The organism is Stutzerimonas marianensis (genome assembly GCF_022810315.1).
Lineage (GTDB): Bacteria > Pseudomonadota > Gammaproteobacteria > Pseudomonadales > Pseudomonadaceae > Stutzerimonas > Stutzerimonas marianensis.
In genome coordinates, this window is record NZ_JALGRD010000006.1 from 101,897 (window position 1) to 118,713 (window position 16,817).

At 63.5% G+C, this 16,817-nt stretch carries 15 protein-coding genes; 11 read left to right on the forward strand and 4 right to left on the reverse strand.

The annotated features are described in order from the left end of the window. Nucleotides 1-162: 162 nt before the first annotated feature. Entirely contained in the window at nt 163-1,083 is a 921-nt protein-coding gene (locus tag MST27_RS11955; RefSeq protein ID WP_243606166.1) for a LysR substrate-binding domain-containing protein, read from the reverse strand. Nucleotides 1,084-1,290: 207 nt separating this feature from the next. Here MST27_RS11955 and MST27_RS11960 point away from each other — a divergent pair, with 207 nt between their 5' ends. Genes MST27_RS11960 through MST27_RS11985 form a run of 6 tightly spaced genes read left to right on the forward strand, consistent with a single transcriptional unit; the run spans nt 1,291 to nt 6,500 of the window. Continuing rightward, entirely contained in the window at nt 1,291-2,133 is an 843-nt protein-coding gene (locus tag MST27_RS11960; RefSeq protein ID WP_243606167.1) for a transporter substrate-binding domain-containing protein, read from the forward strand. A gap of 13 nt (nt 2,134-2,146) precedes the next feature. Beyond that, nucleotides 2,147-2,809 (forward strand): amino acid ABC transporter permease, encoded by a 663-nt coding sequence (locus tag MST27_RS11965; protein ID WP_243606168.1) that lies wholly within the window; start codon nt 2,147-2,149, stop codon nt 2,807-2,809. A gap of 7 nt (nt 2,810-2,816) precedes the next feature. Beyond that, nucleotides 2,817-3,503, forward strand: coding sequence for an amino acid ABC transporter permease (locus MST27_RS11970; protein ID WP_243606169.1), 687 nt, complete (start codon nt 2,817-2,819; stop codon nt 3,501-3,503). A 20-nt stretch (nt 3,504-3,523) separates the two neighbouring features. After that, nucleotides 3,524-5,026 carry an argininosuccinate lyase gene (gene argH, locus MST27_RS11975; RefSeq protein ID WP_243606170.1) on the forward strand — a complete coding sequence of 501 codons (1,503 nt, stop codon included), beginning with the start codon at nt 3,524-3,526 and terminating at the stop codon, nt 5,024-5,026. Further along, nucleotides 5,023-5,751: an amino acid ABC transporter ATP-binding protein gene (locus MST27_RS11980; RefSeq protein ID WP_275973195.1), complete on the forward strand. Its 729-nt coding sequence runs from the start codon at nt 5,023-5,025 to the stop codon at nt 5,749-5,751. The genes argH and MST27_RS11980 overlap by 4 nt, the downstream gene beginning before the upstream one ends. 8 nt (nt 5,752-5,759) lie before the next feature. Continuing rightward, complete coding sequence (locus tag MST27_RS11985; RefSeq protein WP_243606363.1) at nt 5,760-6,500, forward strand: amino acid ABC transporter ATP-binding protein; 741 nt, start codon at nt 5,760-5,762, stop codon at nt 6,498-6,500. A 79-nt stretch (nt 6,501-6,579) separates the two neighbouring features. Here MST27_RS11985 and guaA read toward each other — a convergent pair whose 3' ends face one another. The 3 genes from guaA to MST27_RS12000 all read right to left on the reverse strand — a co-directional run bounded on the left by guaA (nt 6,580) and on the right by MST27_RS12000 (nt 10,409). Next, nucleotides 6,580-8,160 carry a glutamine-hydrolyzing GMP synthase gene (gene guaA / locus MST27_RS11990; RefSeq protein ID WP_243606171.1) on the reverse strand — a complete coding sequence of 527 codons (1,581 nt, stop codon included), beginning with the start codon at nt 8,158-8,160 and terminating at the stop codon, nt 6,580-6,582. A 113-nt stretch (nt 8,161-8,273) separates the two neighbouring features. Next, nucleotides 8,274-9,743, reverse strand: coding sequence for an IMP dehydrogenase (guaB, locus tag MST27_RS11995; RefSeq protein WP_243606172.1), 1,470 nt, complete (start codon nt 9,741-9,743; stop codon nt 8,274-8,276). A 114-nt stretch (nt 9,744-9,857) separates the two neighbouring features. Next, a complete protein-coding gene (locus tag MST27_RS12000) occupies nt 9,858-10,409 on the reverse strand; it encodes a sugar ABC transporter ATPase (protein ID WP_243606173.1) in 552 nt (183 codons plus the stop codon). Between the two features lie 128 nt (nt 10,410-10,537). On the opposite strand from MST27_RS12000, the gene xseA reads away from it, so the two are divergent. From xseA to leuA, 5 genes are all read left to right on the forward strand, one after another. Beyond that, entirely contained in the window at nt 10,538-11,914 is a 1,377-nt protein-coding gene (gene xseA, locus MST27_RS12005; RefSeq protein ID WP_243606174.1) for an exodeoxyribonuclease VII large subunit, read from the forward strand. A 118-nt stretch (nt 11,915-12,032) separates the two neighbouring features. After that, on the forward strand, nt 12,033-12,857 hold the full coding sequence (locus tag MST27_RS12010; RefSeq protein WP_243606175.1) for a peptidoglycan DD-metalloendopeptidase family protein: 825 nt from the start codon (nt 12,033-12,035) through the stop codon (nt 12,855-12,857). Nucleotides 12,858-12,876: 19 nt separating this feature from the next. Next, nucleotides 12,877-13,419, forward strand: a complete 543-nt coding sequence (locus MST27_RS12015; protein WP_243606176.1) for a hydrolase — start codon at nt 12,877-12,879, stop codon at nt 13,417-13,419. Nucleotides 13,420-13,446: 27 nt separating this feature from the next. Beyond that, nucleotides 13,447-14,754, forward strand: a complete 1,308-nt coding sequence (locus MST27_RS12020; protein ID WP_243606177.1) for a mechanosensitive ion channel family protein — start codon at nt 13,447-13,449, stop codon at nt 14,752-14,754. A 384-nt stretch (nt 14,755-15,138) separates the two neighbouring features. Next, nucleotides 15,139-16,809 carry a 2-isopropylmalate synthase gene (leuA, locus tag MST27_RS12025; RefSeq protein WP_243606178.1) on the forward strand — a complete coding sequence of 557 codons (1,671 nt, stop codon included), beginning with the start codon at nt 15,139-15,141 and terminating at the stop codon, nt 16,807-16,809. Nucleotides 16,810-16,817: the final 8 nt, after the last annotated feature.

Below are 16,817 nucleotides of genomic sequence, written 5' to 3' on the forward strand. Positions count from 1 at the left end.
ACGATAAAGATGGCTCATCAGGGCATCGAAAATCGAGTGCCTCATCTGAGCGAGGTCGCGAGCGCGAACCGAAACGAAGCGGCCGCACGATGGCTTCGCCCGGTTCGATGGCGCGCAAGGTTAGCGGAATACACCACAGCGGCCATAGCGCTGCCTTGGGTGTCACCCTACCTGCTCGGCAGTCCCGGCTTCCATTCTTTCTCCAAGGAACATCGCCTGTAGCAAAGTCGCGAAGCGCGAACCCAGATTGTTCTGCGGTCGGTGATCGGCGTACAGCAGATAGCTAGTGAAACTGAAATCGGCAGCGAACGGACGCACCTCGATGCCGGCATGTAGGTAGCCCTGCGCCACCAGAGGGCTGACGATACTTACCCCGAGTCCAGTACCGACCATGGCGCAGATGATCGCGGCATAGGGCGCCTCGAGGCTGTGCTTGCGACAATCCCCATGCTGCAGGAACAGCCGATCGATGCGGCGCCGAGTGCCGTCGTCGTGCGCCAGCGAGACGAACTCCTCCCCGGCGAGATCATCGATCCCGACGCGCTCCAACGCCGCTAGACGATGACCTTTTGGGAAGATGCACACCGCAGGCAAGTCGCCGATCAAACGTGCCCGTACCCCGGGGGTTTCCTCACCAATGAACGACACCAAGCCGAAATCGCAGAACTGCGAAGCGACCCAGCGCGCTACCGTCGTCGAGTCACTGGTATGCAGCGAGATCGCAACCTGCTCATGATCTTCGCGAAAGTGCTGGATGGCCCGTGGTAGCACGGAAAGGGACAGCGACGGCACGGCGCCTATGCGTATCCGCCCGGTGCCGAGCTGGCGAATGTGCCGCGCCGAGTGCTCAAGGTTGCGCAGACCGATGAACGCTCTGTCCACTTCGTTGAAGAATGCCGTGCCCTCATCGGTTGGGACCAGCCGGCTGCCTATTCGCTCGAACAGGGCAAAACCGTTGAGGCGCTCCAGTTGCGCGATCAACCGGCTGATATTGGGCTGTGACGTATGCAGCGCTTCGGCCGCAGCGGTCATGGAGCCGGACAGCATCACGGCCCGGAAGGCTTCCACCTGCTTGAAGTTCATGGCATCCCCATATCATTTACGCATGGACACGTGGCGTATTGGCATTTGTCAGTATGAGCCATTCCCTTTAAAACTTCAGCCAAGGCCCGCGCCAATGTGATCGGAACGCACAGCGAGGCTCATATCAACGTTCCGCTACTCCTAACTGCCATGGTTCCGCTCGAGCTCAGGCTCACCCATTGCGATAACAACAAACAGGAGACACCCATGCCATCGTTCCCCAAGCTTCAGCTCGCCCTTGTCATGGCCACTTCGCTCGGATTCGCCACCCATTCGGTGGCCGCTGAGGGCATGCCGCCCGTGCCGTCATCCATCAGCAAGCAGGACAAGTTGCGCGCAGGCGTGCGCTGCGACCAACCGCCTTACGGCTACCAGGACAACAACGGCAACTTCGCCGGAGTCGAGGTGGAAATGTCCCGGCAGATCGCCGAATGGGCCCTCGGCTCCAAGGACAAGGTGACCTTTACCTGCGTCACCGCGGAAAACCGCGTGCCTCAGCTGCTCGGCCACAAGGTCGACCTGTTGATCGCCACTCTAGGCGTAACCCCGGAACGCCAGCGCGTGATCGCCTTCACCCAGCCCTATCGCTGGGGTGCTAGTGACGTATTGGTACGCAAGGACAGCGGCATCGAAGAGATCGACGACCTCAAGGGCAAAACCCTGGCAACGCTCAAGGGCTCGGTGCAGGCCAAGTGGTTCGAAGAGCGTATGCCAGAGGTAAAGACCCTGCGCCTGAACAGTGCCGCCGATGCGCTGCAGAGCTTCCGACAGGGCCGCGCCGATGCCTACACCCACGACGCCGCGACCCTGGTAGTGGTGACGGGCAACGACGATTCGCTGCGCTTGGTCCAGGAGCCGTTCCAGATCTCCGACGCAGCCATCGGTCTGCGCAAGGGCGAGGACGAGTGGCAAACCTACCTTTCCGCCGCCGTCGAGCGCATGCACGAGGAACGGCTCTTCCGCCCGTGGATCGAGCAATACGTTCCGGAAGCCATCCGCGGCTACTACCTGAGCGTGTTCGAGCAGCCCAAGCCAGAAGAATCCCACTGATCGGCGGTTTCCCATGAGCTTCGATTTCGACTACCTGCTCACGCAGTGGCCTGCCCTGCTCGACGGGTTATGGATGACCCTCCAGGTTTCGGCACTGAGCATCGTCCTGTCGCTACTGATCGGCGTGCTGGGTGCTGGCGTCAGGCTGTTCAAGCTGCCAGCGCTGTCGCAACTGGTGATGATCTATGTCGAGCTGATCCGCAACACGCCGATTCTGGTACAGCTGTTCTTCATCTTCTACGGCCTGCCTGCCGTGGGCATGAAGCTGTCGCTGTACTGGTCGGGCGTGCTCTGCCTGTCACTCTGGGCGGGCGCCTACCAGATCGAGAATCTGCGCGGGGGCCTGGCCACAATCGACAAGGGACTGCGGGAGGCAGGCATGGCGCTCAACCTGCAGTCGCGGCAGTTCTTCCGCCTGATCGCGGTGCCCATCGCTTTTCGCATCAGCCTGCCGGCCATGCTCAACACGGCCATCTCGCTGCTGAAGAACTCGGCATACCTGCAGACCATCGGACTGGCCGAGCTGACCTTCGTCGCGGTGGACCGTATCGCCACGGATTTCCGCGCCATCGAGATGTTCGCCGCCATCTGCGTGATCTACCTCGCTCTGGTGGCGGTCCTGGCCCTGCTCGCGGGACGCCTCGAAGCACGCCTGCAACGTCCATTCCAACAATGAGGCCGTCATGGAATTCGTGATCGAGAACTGGGGGTTCATCTCCAAGGGCCTGCTCATGACTTTGAAGCTGGCACTGGTGATTCTGATGTTCACCACGCTGATTTCAGTCGTGCTCGGCACATTGGCCACGGTGAAGAACCGCCCGCTAAGCTGGGCGATCCACGGTTACGTCGAGCTGTTCCGCTCGATACCGCTGATCGTCAACGTGTTTTTCATTTTCTTCGGCGCGCCGCTGTTGGGGGTCAACCTTAGCCCCTTCGCCGCGGTGACCCTTGGCCTGACCTTGTGGGGCAGCGCCAACGGCATAGAAATCGTGCGTGGCGGTCTGCTCTCGGTGCCGCGGCACCAGTGGAAGAGCGCCTGGGCGCTCGGCCTGCGGCCCTGGCACATCTATGTGTACATCGTCGTGCCGCAGTCGCTCAAGGCGATCCTGCCGGCTTATACCGGCCTGCTAACCCTGCTGGTACAGGCCACGTCACTGGGTGCACTGGTCGGTGTCAGCGAGTTCCTCAAGGTCGGTCAGATCATCGTCGAGCGCAGCACCATGATGGGGGGCGTGAACCCCGCCTTCACGGTCTACAGCGTGGTCCTTCTCGTCTACTTCGTCATTTGCAGCGCGCTGACCTGGCTCAGCCGCTACCTCGAACGTCGCCTGGGCCGCAACGCGTCCCGACTCGGCCAACCTCAGTCCTGATGTCCAGAAGGCCTATTCCCATGCTCGAATCCAAAGTCAGCCGTCGACTCAAAGAACCCACCGCAGCGGAAGTCTGCGACCTCATCTACGCACCGCGCCTCGCAGGGTTCGCCGATGGCTTCGGCTATCTCGGTGACGTCAACAAGGCCCATATCGTCATGCTTGCCGAATGCGGCCTGATAGACGCGCCAGTGGCCGTCGCCCTGGCTCGCGGCGTGCTCGAAATGGAGCAGGTCGGCCCGCAAGCCGTGACGCTCGATCCGTTGCGCGAAGACGCCTATTTCAACTACGAGGCACACCTGATCGAGAAGGTCGGCACCGACATCGGCGGGCGCCTGCACATCGGACGCAGCCGCAACGATTTGCTGGCGACCCTAGACCGCCTGCGCGGTCGCGACGTCCTCATGGACCTGCTCGACGCGCTTTACAACGTGCGCCAGAGCGCCCTGGACGCGGCAGCGAAATACACCGATGCGATCATGCCGGGCTACACCCACCTGCAACCAGCACAGCCAATCACCTTCGGTTTCTACCTATCCGGCGTTGCCCAGGCCCTAGAACGCGACTGCCGGCGCCTGGCGGCGACCCTCGACAGCATGAACCGCAGCCCCATGGGTGCCGCCGCCTTCGCCGGCACGCCGTTCGCCATCAACCGTGCGCGCACCGCCGAGCTGCTAGGTTTCGACGGCTTCCTGGAAAACACCCTGGACGCGGTCGGCTCGCGGGATTTCGCCTTGGAAAGCATGGCGCAGATGACCCTCCTGGCGGTGTTCTGGAGCCGCGTGGCGCAAGACTTCTTCGTCTGGTCGACCCACGAGTTCGCACTCATCGATTTCCCGGACAGCGTCGCCGGCACGTCCAGCATCATGCCGCAGAAGAAGAACCCGGTGGTCCTGGAGTACCTCAAGGGGCGTACCGGGCAGATACTCGGCTCACTGGTCGCCTCAGCCGCAACCATCAAAGGCACAAACTTCACCCATACCGGCGACGGCAATCGCGAGAGCATGCGCGGCTTCTGGGAGTCGGCACAGGAATGCCAGCAATGCCTGACCCTGCTGGATCTGGTCCTGCGGACGGCGCGGCCGAATCTGGAAACCGGGCTGCGCAAGGCGGCGGAAGACTTCTCCACCGCTACTGGCTTGGCCGACCTAATGGTCAGCGCGGCCGACCTCTCGTTCCGCGAGGCGCACCACGTCGTCGGCGCGGTAGTACGCCAGGCGATGGACGATGGGCTGCCGGCAAGTCGCATCGACAGCGCGATGGTCGAACGCGCTGCCCAGCAGCAGCTTGGCCGCTCCCTAGGTCTGAACGAACAGCAGGTTCGCGAGGCTCTGGACCCGATCACCAATGTCAGGTCGCGCAGCCTGCCCGGCGGTCCGGCAGCCAGTGCCCAACGCGTACAGATCGATGCCGCGCGCCAACGCCTGGAGCAGGAGCGAGCCAGTCACGCATGTCGTCGCCAGCGCCAGAGCGAGGCGCAGCAGGCACTGCAAGCCGCGACCGAGAGGCTCGCGCAATCATGAACACCTTGATGACCGTACGCGGCCTGCGCAAACGCTTTGGCGACACCGAGGTCATCCAGGACGTCGACCTCGATATACACGAAGGCGAAGTAGTGGTGGTGATCGGGCCCAGCGGCTCGGGCAAATCCACCCTGATCCGATGCCTGAACGCCCTGGAACCGGCGACGGCTGGCGAGATCATGCTGACCGGTTCGAACAGCAGCCGTGAATCGATGGCCCGGCTGCGCGACGAGGTCGGCATGGTGTTCCAGGACTACACCCTGTTTTCGCACCTGAGCATCCTGCGCAACATGACCCTAGCACCGATGAAGCTACGCGGCCTGTCCCGCGCCGATGCGGAGGCCATGGCGATGAAACTGCTGGAACGGGTCGGCCTGGAGCACAAGGCGCAAGCCATGCCAGCCGAACTCTCGGGTGGTCAGCAGCAACGGGTGGCCATCGTCCGGGCGCTGGCCATGCAGCCCCGGCTGATGCTGTTCGACGAGCCAACCTCGGCGCTTGACCCCGAGACGGTCAACGAGGTGCTGCAAGTAATGAAGGAACTGGCCGCTGAGGGCATGACCATGGTGGTGGTCACCCACGAGATGGGCTTCGCGCGGGAAGTAGCCGACCGAGCGATCTTTTTCGACGGCGGCAAGATCGTCGAATGCGCAGCACCCACCCAGTTGTTTTCCGCGCCGCGCGAAGAGCGCACGCGCCAGTTCCTCACCCATGTCCTGAAGTGAGCGATCCCATGCCCGATGCCCCAATTATCGACATAGACGGCTTGAACAAATGGTACGGTGCCTTTCATGCCCTGAACGACGTGAGCCTGCGGGTCGCTCCTGGAGAAAGACTAGTGATCTGCGGCCCTAGTGGCTCGGGGAAATCGACCCTGATCCGCTGCATCAACTCGCTGGAGCCGTTCCAGCGCGGCCGACTCGAAGTGGCGGGCATCACCCTCGACAACACACCCTCGACCATCACCCGCGTACGTGAGCACGTGGGCATGGTGTTCCAGAACTTCCACCTGTTTCCGCACTTGAGCATCGCCGAGAACTGCGCTCTGGCGCCGATTCACGTGCTCGGCCTGGACAAGCGCACAGCGCGCGAGCGAGCCGTGCAACAGCTGGAGAAATTGCGCATCGCCGATAAGGCAGACTGTTATCCGGCGCAGCTTTCGGGCGGCCAGCAACAGCGCGCCGCCATAGCCAGGGCGCTGTGCCTGGAACCCAGAATCATGCTATTCGACGAGCCGACATCTGCACTCGATCCGGAGATGGTCGGCGAAGTGCTCGACTCCATGGTCGCGCTGGCTGAGTCGGGCATGACCATGTTGGTGGTCACCCATGAAATGGGCTTCGCCCGGCAGGTCGCTGACCGCGTGGTTTTCATGGATGCCGGCGCGATTGTTGAGACCGCGGCACCAGAAGGCTTCTTCGCCCACGCTCAGAGCGAGCGAGCCCGGCAGTTCCTGTCAAAGATCATTCACTGAGATTGCGGTCAGCAAACCCGATACAACGAACCCCGGCTAGCCGGGGTTCCTCATCAGCGCCAAGGCGCATGCCCCTGCATCATTCCCACTCGATGGTGGCCGGCGGCTTGCTCGACACGTCGTAAGTGACCCGGGAAATGCCGTCGATCTCGTTGATGATGCGATTTGACACCTTCTCCAGCAGCTCGTAGGGCAGGTGCGCCCAGCGAGCGGTCATGAAGTCGATGGTTTCCACCGCACGCAGCGCCACGACCCAAGCGTAACGGCGGCCGTCACCGACCACACCCACCGACTTCACCGGCTGGAACACCACGAAGGCCTGGCTCACCTTGTGGTACCAGTCGGCCTTGCGCAGTTCGGAGATGAAGATGTCGTCGGCGCGACGCAGCAGGTCGGCGTATTCCTTTTTCACTTCGCCGAGGATGCGCACACCCAGTCCCGGACCCGGGAAAGGATGGCGATAGACCATGTCGTACGGCAGGCCCAGCTCCAGACCGATCTTGCGGACCTCGTCCTTGAACAGCTCGCGCAGCGGCTCGACCAGCTTGAGGTTCATTTCCTCCGGCAGGCCGCCGACGTTGTGGTGGGACTTGATCACGTGCGCCTTGCCGCTCTTGGCACCGGCGGACTCGATGACGTCCGGGTAGATGGTGCCCTGGGCCAGGTACTGGATGTTATCGAGCTTGCTCGCCTGGGCGTCGAAGACGTCGATAAAGGTCCGGCCGATGATCTTGCGCTTCTTCTCCGGGTCGGCTTCACCAGCGAGGTTTTCCAGGAACTGCGCCTCGGCGTCGGCGCGGATCACTTTGACGCCCATGTTCTCGGCGAACATCGCCATGACCTGATCGCCTTCGTGCAGGCGTAGCAGACCGTTGTCGACGAAGACACAGGTCAGCTGGTCGCCGATGGCCTTGTGCAGCAGCGCGGCGACGACGGAAGAATCCACACCGCCAGACAGACCCAGCAGCACGTTGTCGGAACCGACCTGGGCGCGGACCTGCTCGACCAGATCCTCGACGATGTTGGACGGCGTCCACAACGCCTCGCAGCCGCAGATCTCCAGCAGGAAACGCGACAGGATGCGGCCACCCTGGCGGGTATGGGTCACTTCCGGATGGAACTGTACGCCGTAGTAGTGGCGATCATCGTCGCCCATGGCGGCGATCGGGCAGCTCGGGGTGCTGGCGAGGATATGAAAGCCCTCAGGCAGGTCGGTGACCTTGTCGCCGTGGCTCATCCAGACGTCGAGGCCGAACACCCCGTCGTCATCCATATGGTCCTCGATGCCATCGAACAACCGGGACTTGCCGACCAAGTCGACCCGGGCATAGCCGAACTCTCGCTCGTCCGAACCCTGGACCCGACCGCCCAGCTGCTCGGACATGGTCTGCATGCCATAGCAGATGCCGAACAGCGGTACGCCCAGATCGAACACGACCTGCGGCGCGCGCGGGCTGCCTGCTTCATGGACGGACTCGGGGCCGCCGGCGAGGATGATGCCGCGTGGCGCGAAGCTACGGATGTCGTCCTCGCTCATGTCCCACGGATGCAGTTCACAGTAAACCCCAATCTCACGCACGCGACGGGCGATCAGCTGGGTGTATTGGGAACCGAAATCGAGGATCAGGATGCGGTGGGCGTGAATGTCGGGGATGGCCATGAGCTTTCCTTCGGAAAGAGCTTGAAGCTGAAAGCCGGAAGCTGGACGTGCAAGCCGAAGTCATCGCTTCCAGCTTCCAGCGCCCAGCTTCCAGCACCTGTTAAAGCAGCGGATCAACCCACGCGGTAGTTGGGCGCTTCCTTGGTGATCTGCACGTCGTGCACATGCGACTCCGCCATGCCCGCACCGGTGATGCGGACGAACTGGGGACGGGTACGCATGTCGTCGATGCTCGCGCTGCCGGTGTAGCCCATGGACGCCCGCAGGCCACCCATCAGTTGGTGGATGATCGCCGCCAGCGACCCCTTGTAGGGCACGCGACCTTCGATGCCTTCGGGCACGAGCTTCTCGGCACCGGCAGCCGAATCCTGGAAGTAGCGGTCGGAGGAGCCCTGCGCCTGGGACATGGCACCCAGCGAACCCATGCCGCGGTAGGCCTTGTAGGAGCGACCCTGGAAGAGTTCGATCTCGCCCGGCGCTTCTTCGGTACCGGCGAACATCGAGCCCATCATCACCGCATTGGCGCCCGCGACGATGGCCTTGGACAGGTCACCGGAGAAGCGGATGCCGCCGTCGGCGATCATCGGCACGCCGGTGCCTTCCAGCGCGGCGGAAACGTTGGCAATGGCGGAAATCTGCGGGACACCGACGCCAGCAACGATACGGGTGGTGCAGATCGAGCCCGGGCCGATGCCGACCTTGACCGCGTCGGCGCCGGCCTTGACCAGATCCAGCGCGGCTTCGGCGGTGGCGATGTTGCCGCCGATCACCTGAACCTGCGGGAAGTTTTCCTTCACCCAGCGCACGCGATCGATCACACCGCGGGAATGGCCATGAGCAGTGTCCACCACCACCACGTCGACGCCCGCCGCGGCCAGCGCCTCGACGCGGTCACCGGTGTCGGCGCCGGTACCGACCGCCGCGCCAACGCGCAGGCGGCCCTGGCTGTCCTTGGAAGCCAGCGGGTAGGTCTTGGCCTTCTCGATATCGCGGAAGGTGACCAGGCCGCGCAGGTGGAAATTGCTGTCAACCACCAGCATCTTCTCGATGCGGTGCTCGTAGAGCTTGGTCTTGATCTCTTCCAGGCCGGTGCCTTCGAGCACGGTGACCAGCTTGTCCTTGGGCGTCATGATCGCCGCGACGGAATCACCGGCATTCGGCGTGAAGCGCAGGTCGCGCCCGGTGACGATGCCCACCAGCTCCTTGCCGGACACCACGGGGAAACCGGAGAAACCCAGCTCCTGAGCCTTGCGCAGCAGCTCGCTGATCTTGGTTTCCGGGGTGACCGTAACCGGATCGTGGACAATGGCCGTCTCGTGACGCTTGACCTTGCGTACCTCGGCAGCCTGCTGCTCGATGCTCATGTTCTTGTGGATGATGCCGATGCCGCCTTCCTGCGCCATGGCGATGGCCAGGCGGGCTTCGGTGACGGTGTCCATGGCTGCGGAAACCAGGGGAATGTTCAGCTCGATTTCGCGGGTCAGGCGGGTCTTGAGGCTGACATCCTTAGGCAGAACCTCGGAATATCCCGGGATCAGGAGAACATCATCGAAAGTCAGGGCTTCTTGGCTGATACGCAGCATGGCGGGGGCTCCCAGGCGGGAAAAAGGAAGCGCGGCATTATACCCACGGGCGCCCTTGCGCTCAATGCACGTGTGGCCGGCGCGGCCAGACACGCCAGTCGGGTGACCAGCCGGTCACGGACTCGCTTTCACCAGCGATACCGCAAAGCCCAGCCGTGCCGCGAACTCGTCAAGAAACGAGGGCTGGAAACCAGCCTCGCCCCAGCCGTTGAAAATGAAGCCGAGATTGGAAAACCCGCAGGCCGGAATGAAGAGAAACCCGTTGATGTCATCCTCGAAGCCGCATTCCGGGCAGATGAAATTGTCCGAGTGCCCGGGCATCCAGTCATCCAGGCTCTCGAACAGCGCCTCGCCGATTTCCTGCCGGCACTCCGGGCAACCGGCCTCTTCGGCGAAGCCGTGCGTCGGCGTATAGATGCAGCGCGAAGTGATCACCTCCAGACCGTTGATCGCTTCACCAAAGGGCAGTCGATCGGGGAACTGCACGACCTGACGGGCACCCGGCGCAAGGGCATAGGCCATGCCGCCAGGGCCACGCCCGCAGGTGGTGGGGAGAGCCTCGACGATGCGTCGCTCGGCCAGCCAGCGCAGAATCATTCGTGCCTTGGCTTCGTGGCCCGGGAACGTGGAAATGCGCGGCACGATGATCGCTTGGCTTTGGCTCATGGGCACTGTAAACCACAGATGAACGAAGCCGCGCAGCTTAGCGCCCAGCCTGCGCCGGTCAAGAGAGGCCGACGGACGCGCCAGGTTTCGTTTCACGCGCGCGCTCAACCCGGCTTATCATCGCCGGCATGCTCACCGATCCTTTCCAACGCCTGAACCTTGACCGCGAAGTGCTGACCGTCAGCCAGCTCAACAACCGTGCGCGGCTGTTGCTCGAAGACGTGTTCGCGCAGGTCTGGGTAGAAGGCGAGATATCCAACCTGGCCAAGCCGGCCTCCGGCCATATCTATTTCACCCTCAAGGACAAGAATGCCCAGGTCCGCTGCGCGCTGTTCCGACAGAACGCCCTGCAAGTCCGCCAGGCCTTGCGTGACGGCCTGGCGGTCAAGGTTCGCGGCCGCGTATCGCTCTTTGAAGGCCGTGGCGATTACCAGCTGATCCTCGATAATGTCGAGCCGGCGGGGGACGGTTCCTTGCGCCTGGCGTTCGAGGCATTGAAAGAGAAGCTCAGCGCCGAAGGCCTGTTCGACAGCACAGGCAAGCGCAGCCTGCCCGCGCACCCGAGGCGCATCGGCATCGTCAGCTCTCCGACCGGCGCGGTGATCCGCGACATCATTTCCGTGTTCCGTCGGCGCGCACCGCATGTCGCGCTGACGCTGGTGCCGACGCCCGTGCAAGGCCGCGAGGCGACGCCCCAGATCGTGCGCGCCCTGCAACTGGCCGATCGCGCGGGTTTCGATGCGTTGATCCTCGCGCGTGGCGGCGGCTCGCTCGAAGACCTCTGGTGCTTCAACGAAGAGGCTGTCGCACGTGCGGTGGCCGCCTGCGGGACGCCGATCGTCTGCGCCGTGGGCCACGAAACAGACGTTTCCATCGCCGATTTCGTTGCCGATGTGCGCGCGCCGACACCCTCGGCCGCCGCCGAACTCCTGGCCCCCAGCAGCGTCGACGTGCGCCAACGCCTGGAAGGTCTTCGCCATCGTTTGCTGCTGCGCATGCGCGATCGGCTGCACCGGGACGCCTCGCGCCTGGATGGCCTGACAAGCCGCCTGCGCCATCCCGGCGAGCGGTTGCAGCAACAGGCCCAGCGCATCGACGACCTGGAGCAGCGTCTGTTGCGCGGCATCGATCGACGCCTTTGCGCCGGGCAGGAGCGCCTGGCGCGGCTCGATACCCGGCTTGCCGCGCAGCATCCCGGACGCACGCTCGAGATGCTGCGCCAGCGTCTTGAGCATCTCTCGGGCCGGTTACCGCGTGCGATGCACGACCGGCTCAAAAGTCAAAGGCATCAGCTCCAGGCCGCCATGCAGACACTCCATGTGGTCAGCCCCCTCGCCACGCTTTCACGCGGCTACAGCATTCTGCTCGACGACCGCGGCCAGGCGATTCGGCGCGCCGACCAGACCCTGCCCGGCCAGCGCCTCAAAGCGCGGTTGGGCGAAGGCGAGCTGGATGTGAGGGTCGAAGACAACCACCTTGAGCCAGTGACCCTGCCTCTGCTCTGACCGCCACTTCGGGGAACGTTCACGAGAATGCGTGCGCCCACGATCGGATGGCCGCCCTACTCTTTCGCTCGCCGGATGTTTACGCGAGGATGGGCCATTTCTCCGAACGGAACCCCGTATGCTGCGCGCCCTCGTCCTGTTGTTCGCCCTTACGCTCGCCGTTCCGGCCCACGCCGAAGGCTTTCTGACCCGTCTGCTGAACAAGCCCGTGCCCGGCGGCGTCGCCGTGATCGACCTGGGTAGCGCAGCCAGCGCCCCGAGTGTGCGCTACGAGGGTAAGCCAGTGCTGGTGCTGCGCGAGGACGGCAAGCGCTGGATCGCCGTCGTCGGCATCCCCCTGTCGGTGAAGCCCGGCGAGCAGACCCTGGATGTCGGCGGGCAGGCGACGGTATTCCGCGTTTCCCCGCGCACCTATCGCGAGCAACGCATTACCTTGAAGAACCAACGCCAGGTCGATCCGAATCCCGAGGATCTCAAACGCATCGAGCGTGAACTGGCGGAACAGAACCAAGCCTACCGCCAGTTCAGCCCACGTCAGCCGAGCAACCTGCTGTTCGACAAGCCAGTCGAGGGGCCGCTGTCATCGCCGTTCGGGCTGCGCCGTTTCTTCAACGGCCAGGAACGCAATCCGCATTCGGGGCTGGACTTCGCCGTGCCGGCGGGCACTCCGATCAAGACGCCAGCCGCTGGCAAGGTCATCCTGACCGGCGACTACTTCTTCAACGGCAGGACCGTATTCGTCGACCACGGCCAGGGGCTCATCAGCATGTTCTGTCACCTGTCCAAGGTAGAGGTGCAGGTCGGTGATGAACTCGAGCGGGGCGCGGTACTGGGCCAGGTCGGCTCGACTGGCCGCGCCACCGGCCCGCACCTGCACTGGAACGTCAGCCTCAATGATTCGCGCGTCGATCCGGCCATATTCATCGGCGCGTACAAACCCTGACCTGCCTCAAGGAGCCACCATGCTCATCCATCCGCAGCGATCCACCCTGCTCATTGTCGACATCCAGGAGCGGTTGTTTCCGGCCATCGAAGGCCATGCGGCGCTGGCCGATCACAGCGCCTGGCTGCTGAATGTCGCGCAGCGCGTCGGCGTGCCGGCGTTGCTGACCGAGCAATACAGCAAGGGCCTCGGCCCCACGATCGCCTCGCTGCGCGACGGCGTTGCCGAGGCGGCCATCATCGAGAAACTGCATTTCTCGGCGGCCCGCGACGGCGAGCTGTTCAAGCGGCCCGGTGGCGAGCGCCAGCAGTTCGTCATCAGCGGCATCGAGACTCACATCTGCGTGCTGCAGACTGCGCTGGATCTGTTGGCCCGTGGCAATCAGGTGTTCATCGTCGAGGAAGCCGTCGGCTCTCGGCGCGCCACCGACAAGGCGCTCGGGCTCGCACGCATGCAGCAGGCCGGTGCGCAGATCGTGTCGCGCGAAATGGTCGCGTTCGAATGGATGGAACAGGCCGGCACGGACCTGTTCCGCTCGATCAGCCGCGAATTCATTCGCTGAGCCTCAACACATGACGGAGCCATACCGATGCAGGACGAACTGAGCAGCTCGTTGGACTGGCTTCGGGCCCATCCCGAGCTGCAAACGCTCGTTGCCAGCGCGGCGCTGCTGTTCGCCGCCTGGCTGGCCAACTGGGTGGTCAAGCGCATCCTCGTGCGCGGCCTGTACAAGGTGCTGCGCAGCTCGCGGGATGCGCAGTTGCAGGACTTCGGCATCATCCGCCGCCTGTCGAACATCGTTCCGGCACTGGTGCTCTCGATCGGGGTCAACGCGGTGCCTGGCCTGCCGGAAGCGGCCGTCACCGTGGTGCGCAACGTCTGCGGCGGCTTCATCGTCCTGACGATTGCGCTCGCCCTGGGCGCGCTGCTGGACATCATCAACCTGATGTACCAGCGCCGCGCCGACGCCCATGTGCATCCGATCAAGGGCTATCTGCAGGTCGTCAAGATCGCCATCTACGCGATCGCCACCATTCTCATCATCGCCACGCTGATCGACCGCTCGCCGCTCATCCTGCTGTCCGGCCTCGGCGCGATGGCAGCGGTGCTGCTACTGATCTTCCAGGACACCATTCTGTCGCTGGTCGCCAGCGTGCAGATTTCCTCGAACGACATCATCCGCGTCGGCGACTGGATCGAGATGCCCCAGCTCAACGCGGACGGCGACGTGATCGACATCGCCCTGCACACGGTGAAGGTGCAGAACTGGGACAAGACCATCACCAACATCCCGACCAAGCGCTTCATCAGCGACTCGTTCAAGAACTGGCGGGGCATGCAGGAAAGCGGCGGTCGCCGGATCAAGCGCAGCCTGTACCTCGACCAGCAGAGCGTGCACTTCCTGAGCGCAGAGGAATGCGAACGCCTGCATCGCTTCAACCTGCTGGATGACTACCTGACCGAGAAGCGCCGCGAGATCGACGAATGGAACGCCAAGCTTGAAGAGCGCGGCAAGGAGCCGGTCAATACGCGGCGCATCACCAATATCGGCAGCTTCCGCGCCTATGTGGAACGCTACCTGCGCAGTCACGGCGGCGTTCATCAGGCGATGACGCTGATCGTGCGCCAACTGAGCCCGACGGCCGACGGCCTGCCGCTGGAGATCTACTGCTTCACCAATACCGTGCAGTGGGTGAAGTACGAGAGTATCCAGTCGGACATCTTCGACCATCTGCTGGCGATCCTGCCCGAGTTCGGTCTGCGTGTCTTCCAGCACCCGAGCGGCGCCGACATGCGTGCAGGTTACGGCTCAGTCAGCCAGCTGCTGAATCAGCCGGCGCCGCGCACGGCCGAACTCACCGATCCGGACACGGCGACCCAGCGCGCGGAAGGCTAGGAGCACCAGGGGGCCAGTTGCCAGCGACCCCAGGATGGCCGCGTAATGAATAGATGGAGCAGGCGCGCGCAGGCCCCCTTGCTACTGTCCGTTTCGCTTCAAGTACGCCCTGCCGAGACCAGCCGGAATGTCGGCGCGGATCATCTCACGCAGCACAGTCGAGCATGAGTGCGACACGTGACCGCAATCGAGTCGAGCAATCGGTCATCGGATTTGGCGATTAGATGCGAGCTGATTTCGCTTTCAATTCAATTTTTAGTGTTTTTACCCAATTTTTTGCCAGTCGTTGCAATAGCCGCTGAGTGCGTTCTACATTCCAACCATCGACGCTCGCCGTCACCCGTTTTTTGCACCAGCTACCGCGCGCTGCCCAAGGAATTCGCCATGACCATGCTCAAGAATCCCGCGAAGAAATACCGTCCGTTTCCCGTGATCGATATCCCCGACCGCACCTGGCCGTCGCGGACCATCACCCAGGCGCCGATCTGGCTGAGCTCGGATCTGCGCGATGGTAACCAGTCGCTGATCGAGCCGATGGACGCGGCGAAGAAGATGCGCTTCTTCAAGACGCTGGTGCAGGTCGGCCTGAAGGAAATCGAAGTGGGCTTTCCCTCTGCCTCGCAGACCGATTTCGACTTCGTCCGCGAGCTGATCGAAGGTGGCCACATCCCCGATGACGTCACCATCCAGGTGCTGACCCAGGCCCGCGAAGACCTGATCACCCGTACCTTCGAATCGCTCAAGGGCGCCAAGCGCGCCATCGTCCACTACTACAACGCCACCGCGCCGAGCTTCCGCCGCATCGTCTTCAATCAGGACAAGGCCGGCGTGGTGGCCATTGCCGTCAACGCTGCGCAGATCATCAAGCGCCTCGCCGCTGCCGCACCCGAAACCGACTGGCGCTTCGAGTATTCGCCCGAGGTGTTCAGCTCCACCGAAACCGACTTCGCCGTCGAGGTGTGCAACGCGGTGATCGGTGTGTTCCAGCCGACCCCGGCGAAGAAGCTGATCCTCAACCTGCCGGCCACCATCGAGGCCGCCACGCCGAACATCTACGCCGACCAGATCGAGTACTTCGGCCGCCACATCCACAAGCGCGACAGCGTGCTGATCAGCCTGCATACCCACAACGACCGCGGCACGGGCGTGGCCGCCACCGAGCTGGGTCTGATGGCCGGCGCCGATCGCGTCGAGGGCTGCCTGTTCGGTAACGGTGAGCGCACCGGCAACGTCGACCTGGTGACCGTGGCGCTGAACATGTACACCCAGGGCGTCGACCCGCAACTGGACTTTTCCGACATCGACGCCGTGCGCAAGGTCGTCGAGGACTGCAACCAGCTGCCGGTCCACCCGCGCCATCCCTATGTCGGCGACCTGGTCCACACGGCGTTCTCCGGCTCCCACCAGGACGCGATCCGCAAGGGGTTCGGCCAGCAGGACCCGAACGCTCTCTGGGAAGTGCCCTACCTGCCGATCGATCCGGCCGACATTGGCCGCAGCTACGAGGCGGTCATCCGCGTCAACAGCCAGTCCGGCAAGGGCGGCATCACCTACCTGCTCGAGCAGGAATACGGCATCAGCCTGCCACGCCGCATGCAGATCGAGTTCAGCCAGGTGGTCCAGAAGGAAACCGACCGCCTGGGTCTGGAGATGAACGCCAAGCAAATCTACTCGCTGCTCGAGCGTGAATATCTGCAGGCCACTGCACCCTACACGCTCAAGAGCCATCGGCTGCAAGAGGAGAACGGCACCAGCGCAGTCGACGTGGAAGTCCTCAGCGACGGTGAAACGGTGCATTGGCGCGGCATCGGCAAGGGCCCGCTGGAGGCACTGGTGGCCGGTTTGCCGGTCAAGCTGGAGATCATGGACTACCACGAGCACTCGATCGGCGCCGGCAGCAACGCCCGTGCGGCGGCCTACATCGAGGTACGCCTGGACGGCGAGCGGCCACTGCATGGCATCGGCATCGACGAGAACATCACCACCGCCAGCATCCGCGCCCTGTTCAGTGCGCTGAACCGCGCATCGCGCGAAGCGCAGAGCAAGGCGGCCTGATGCAATGG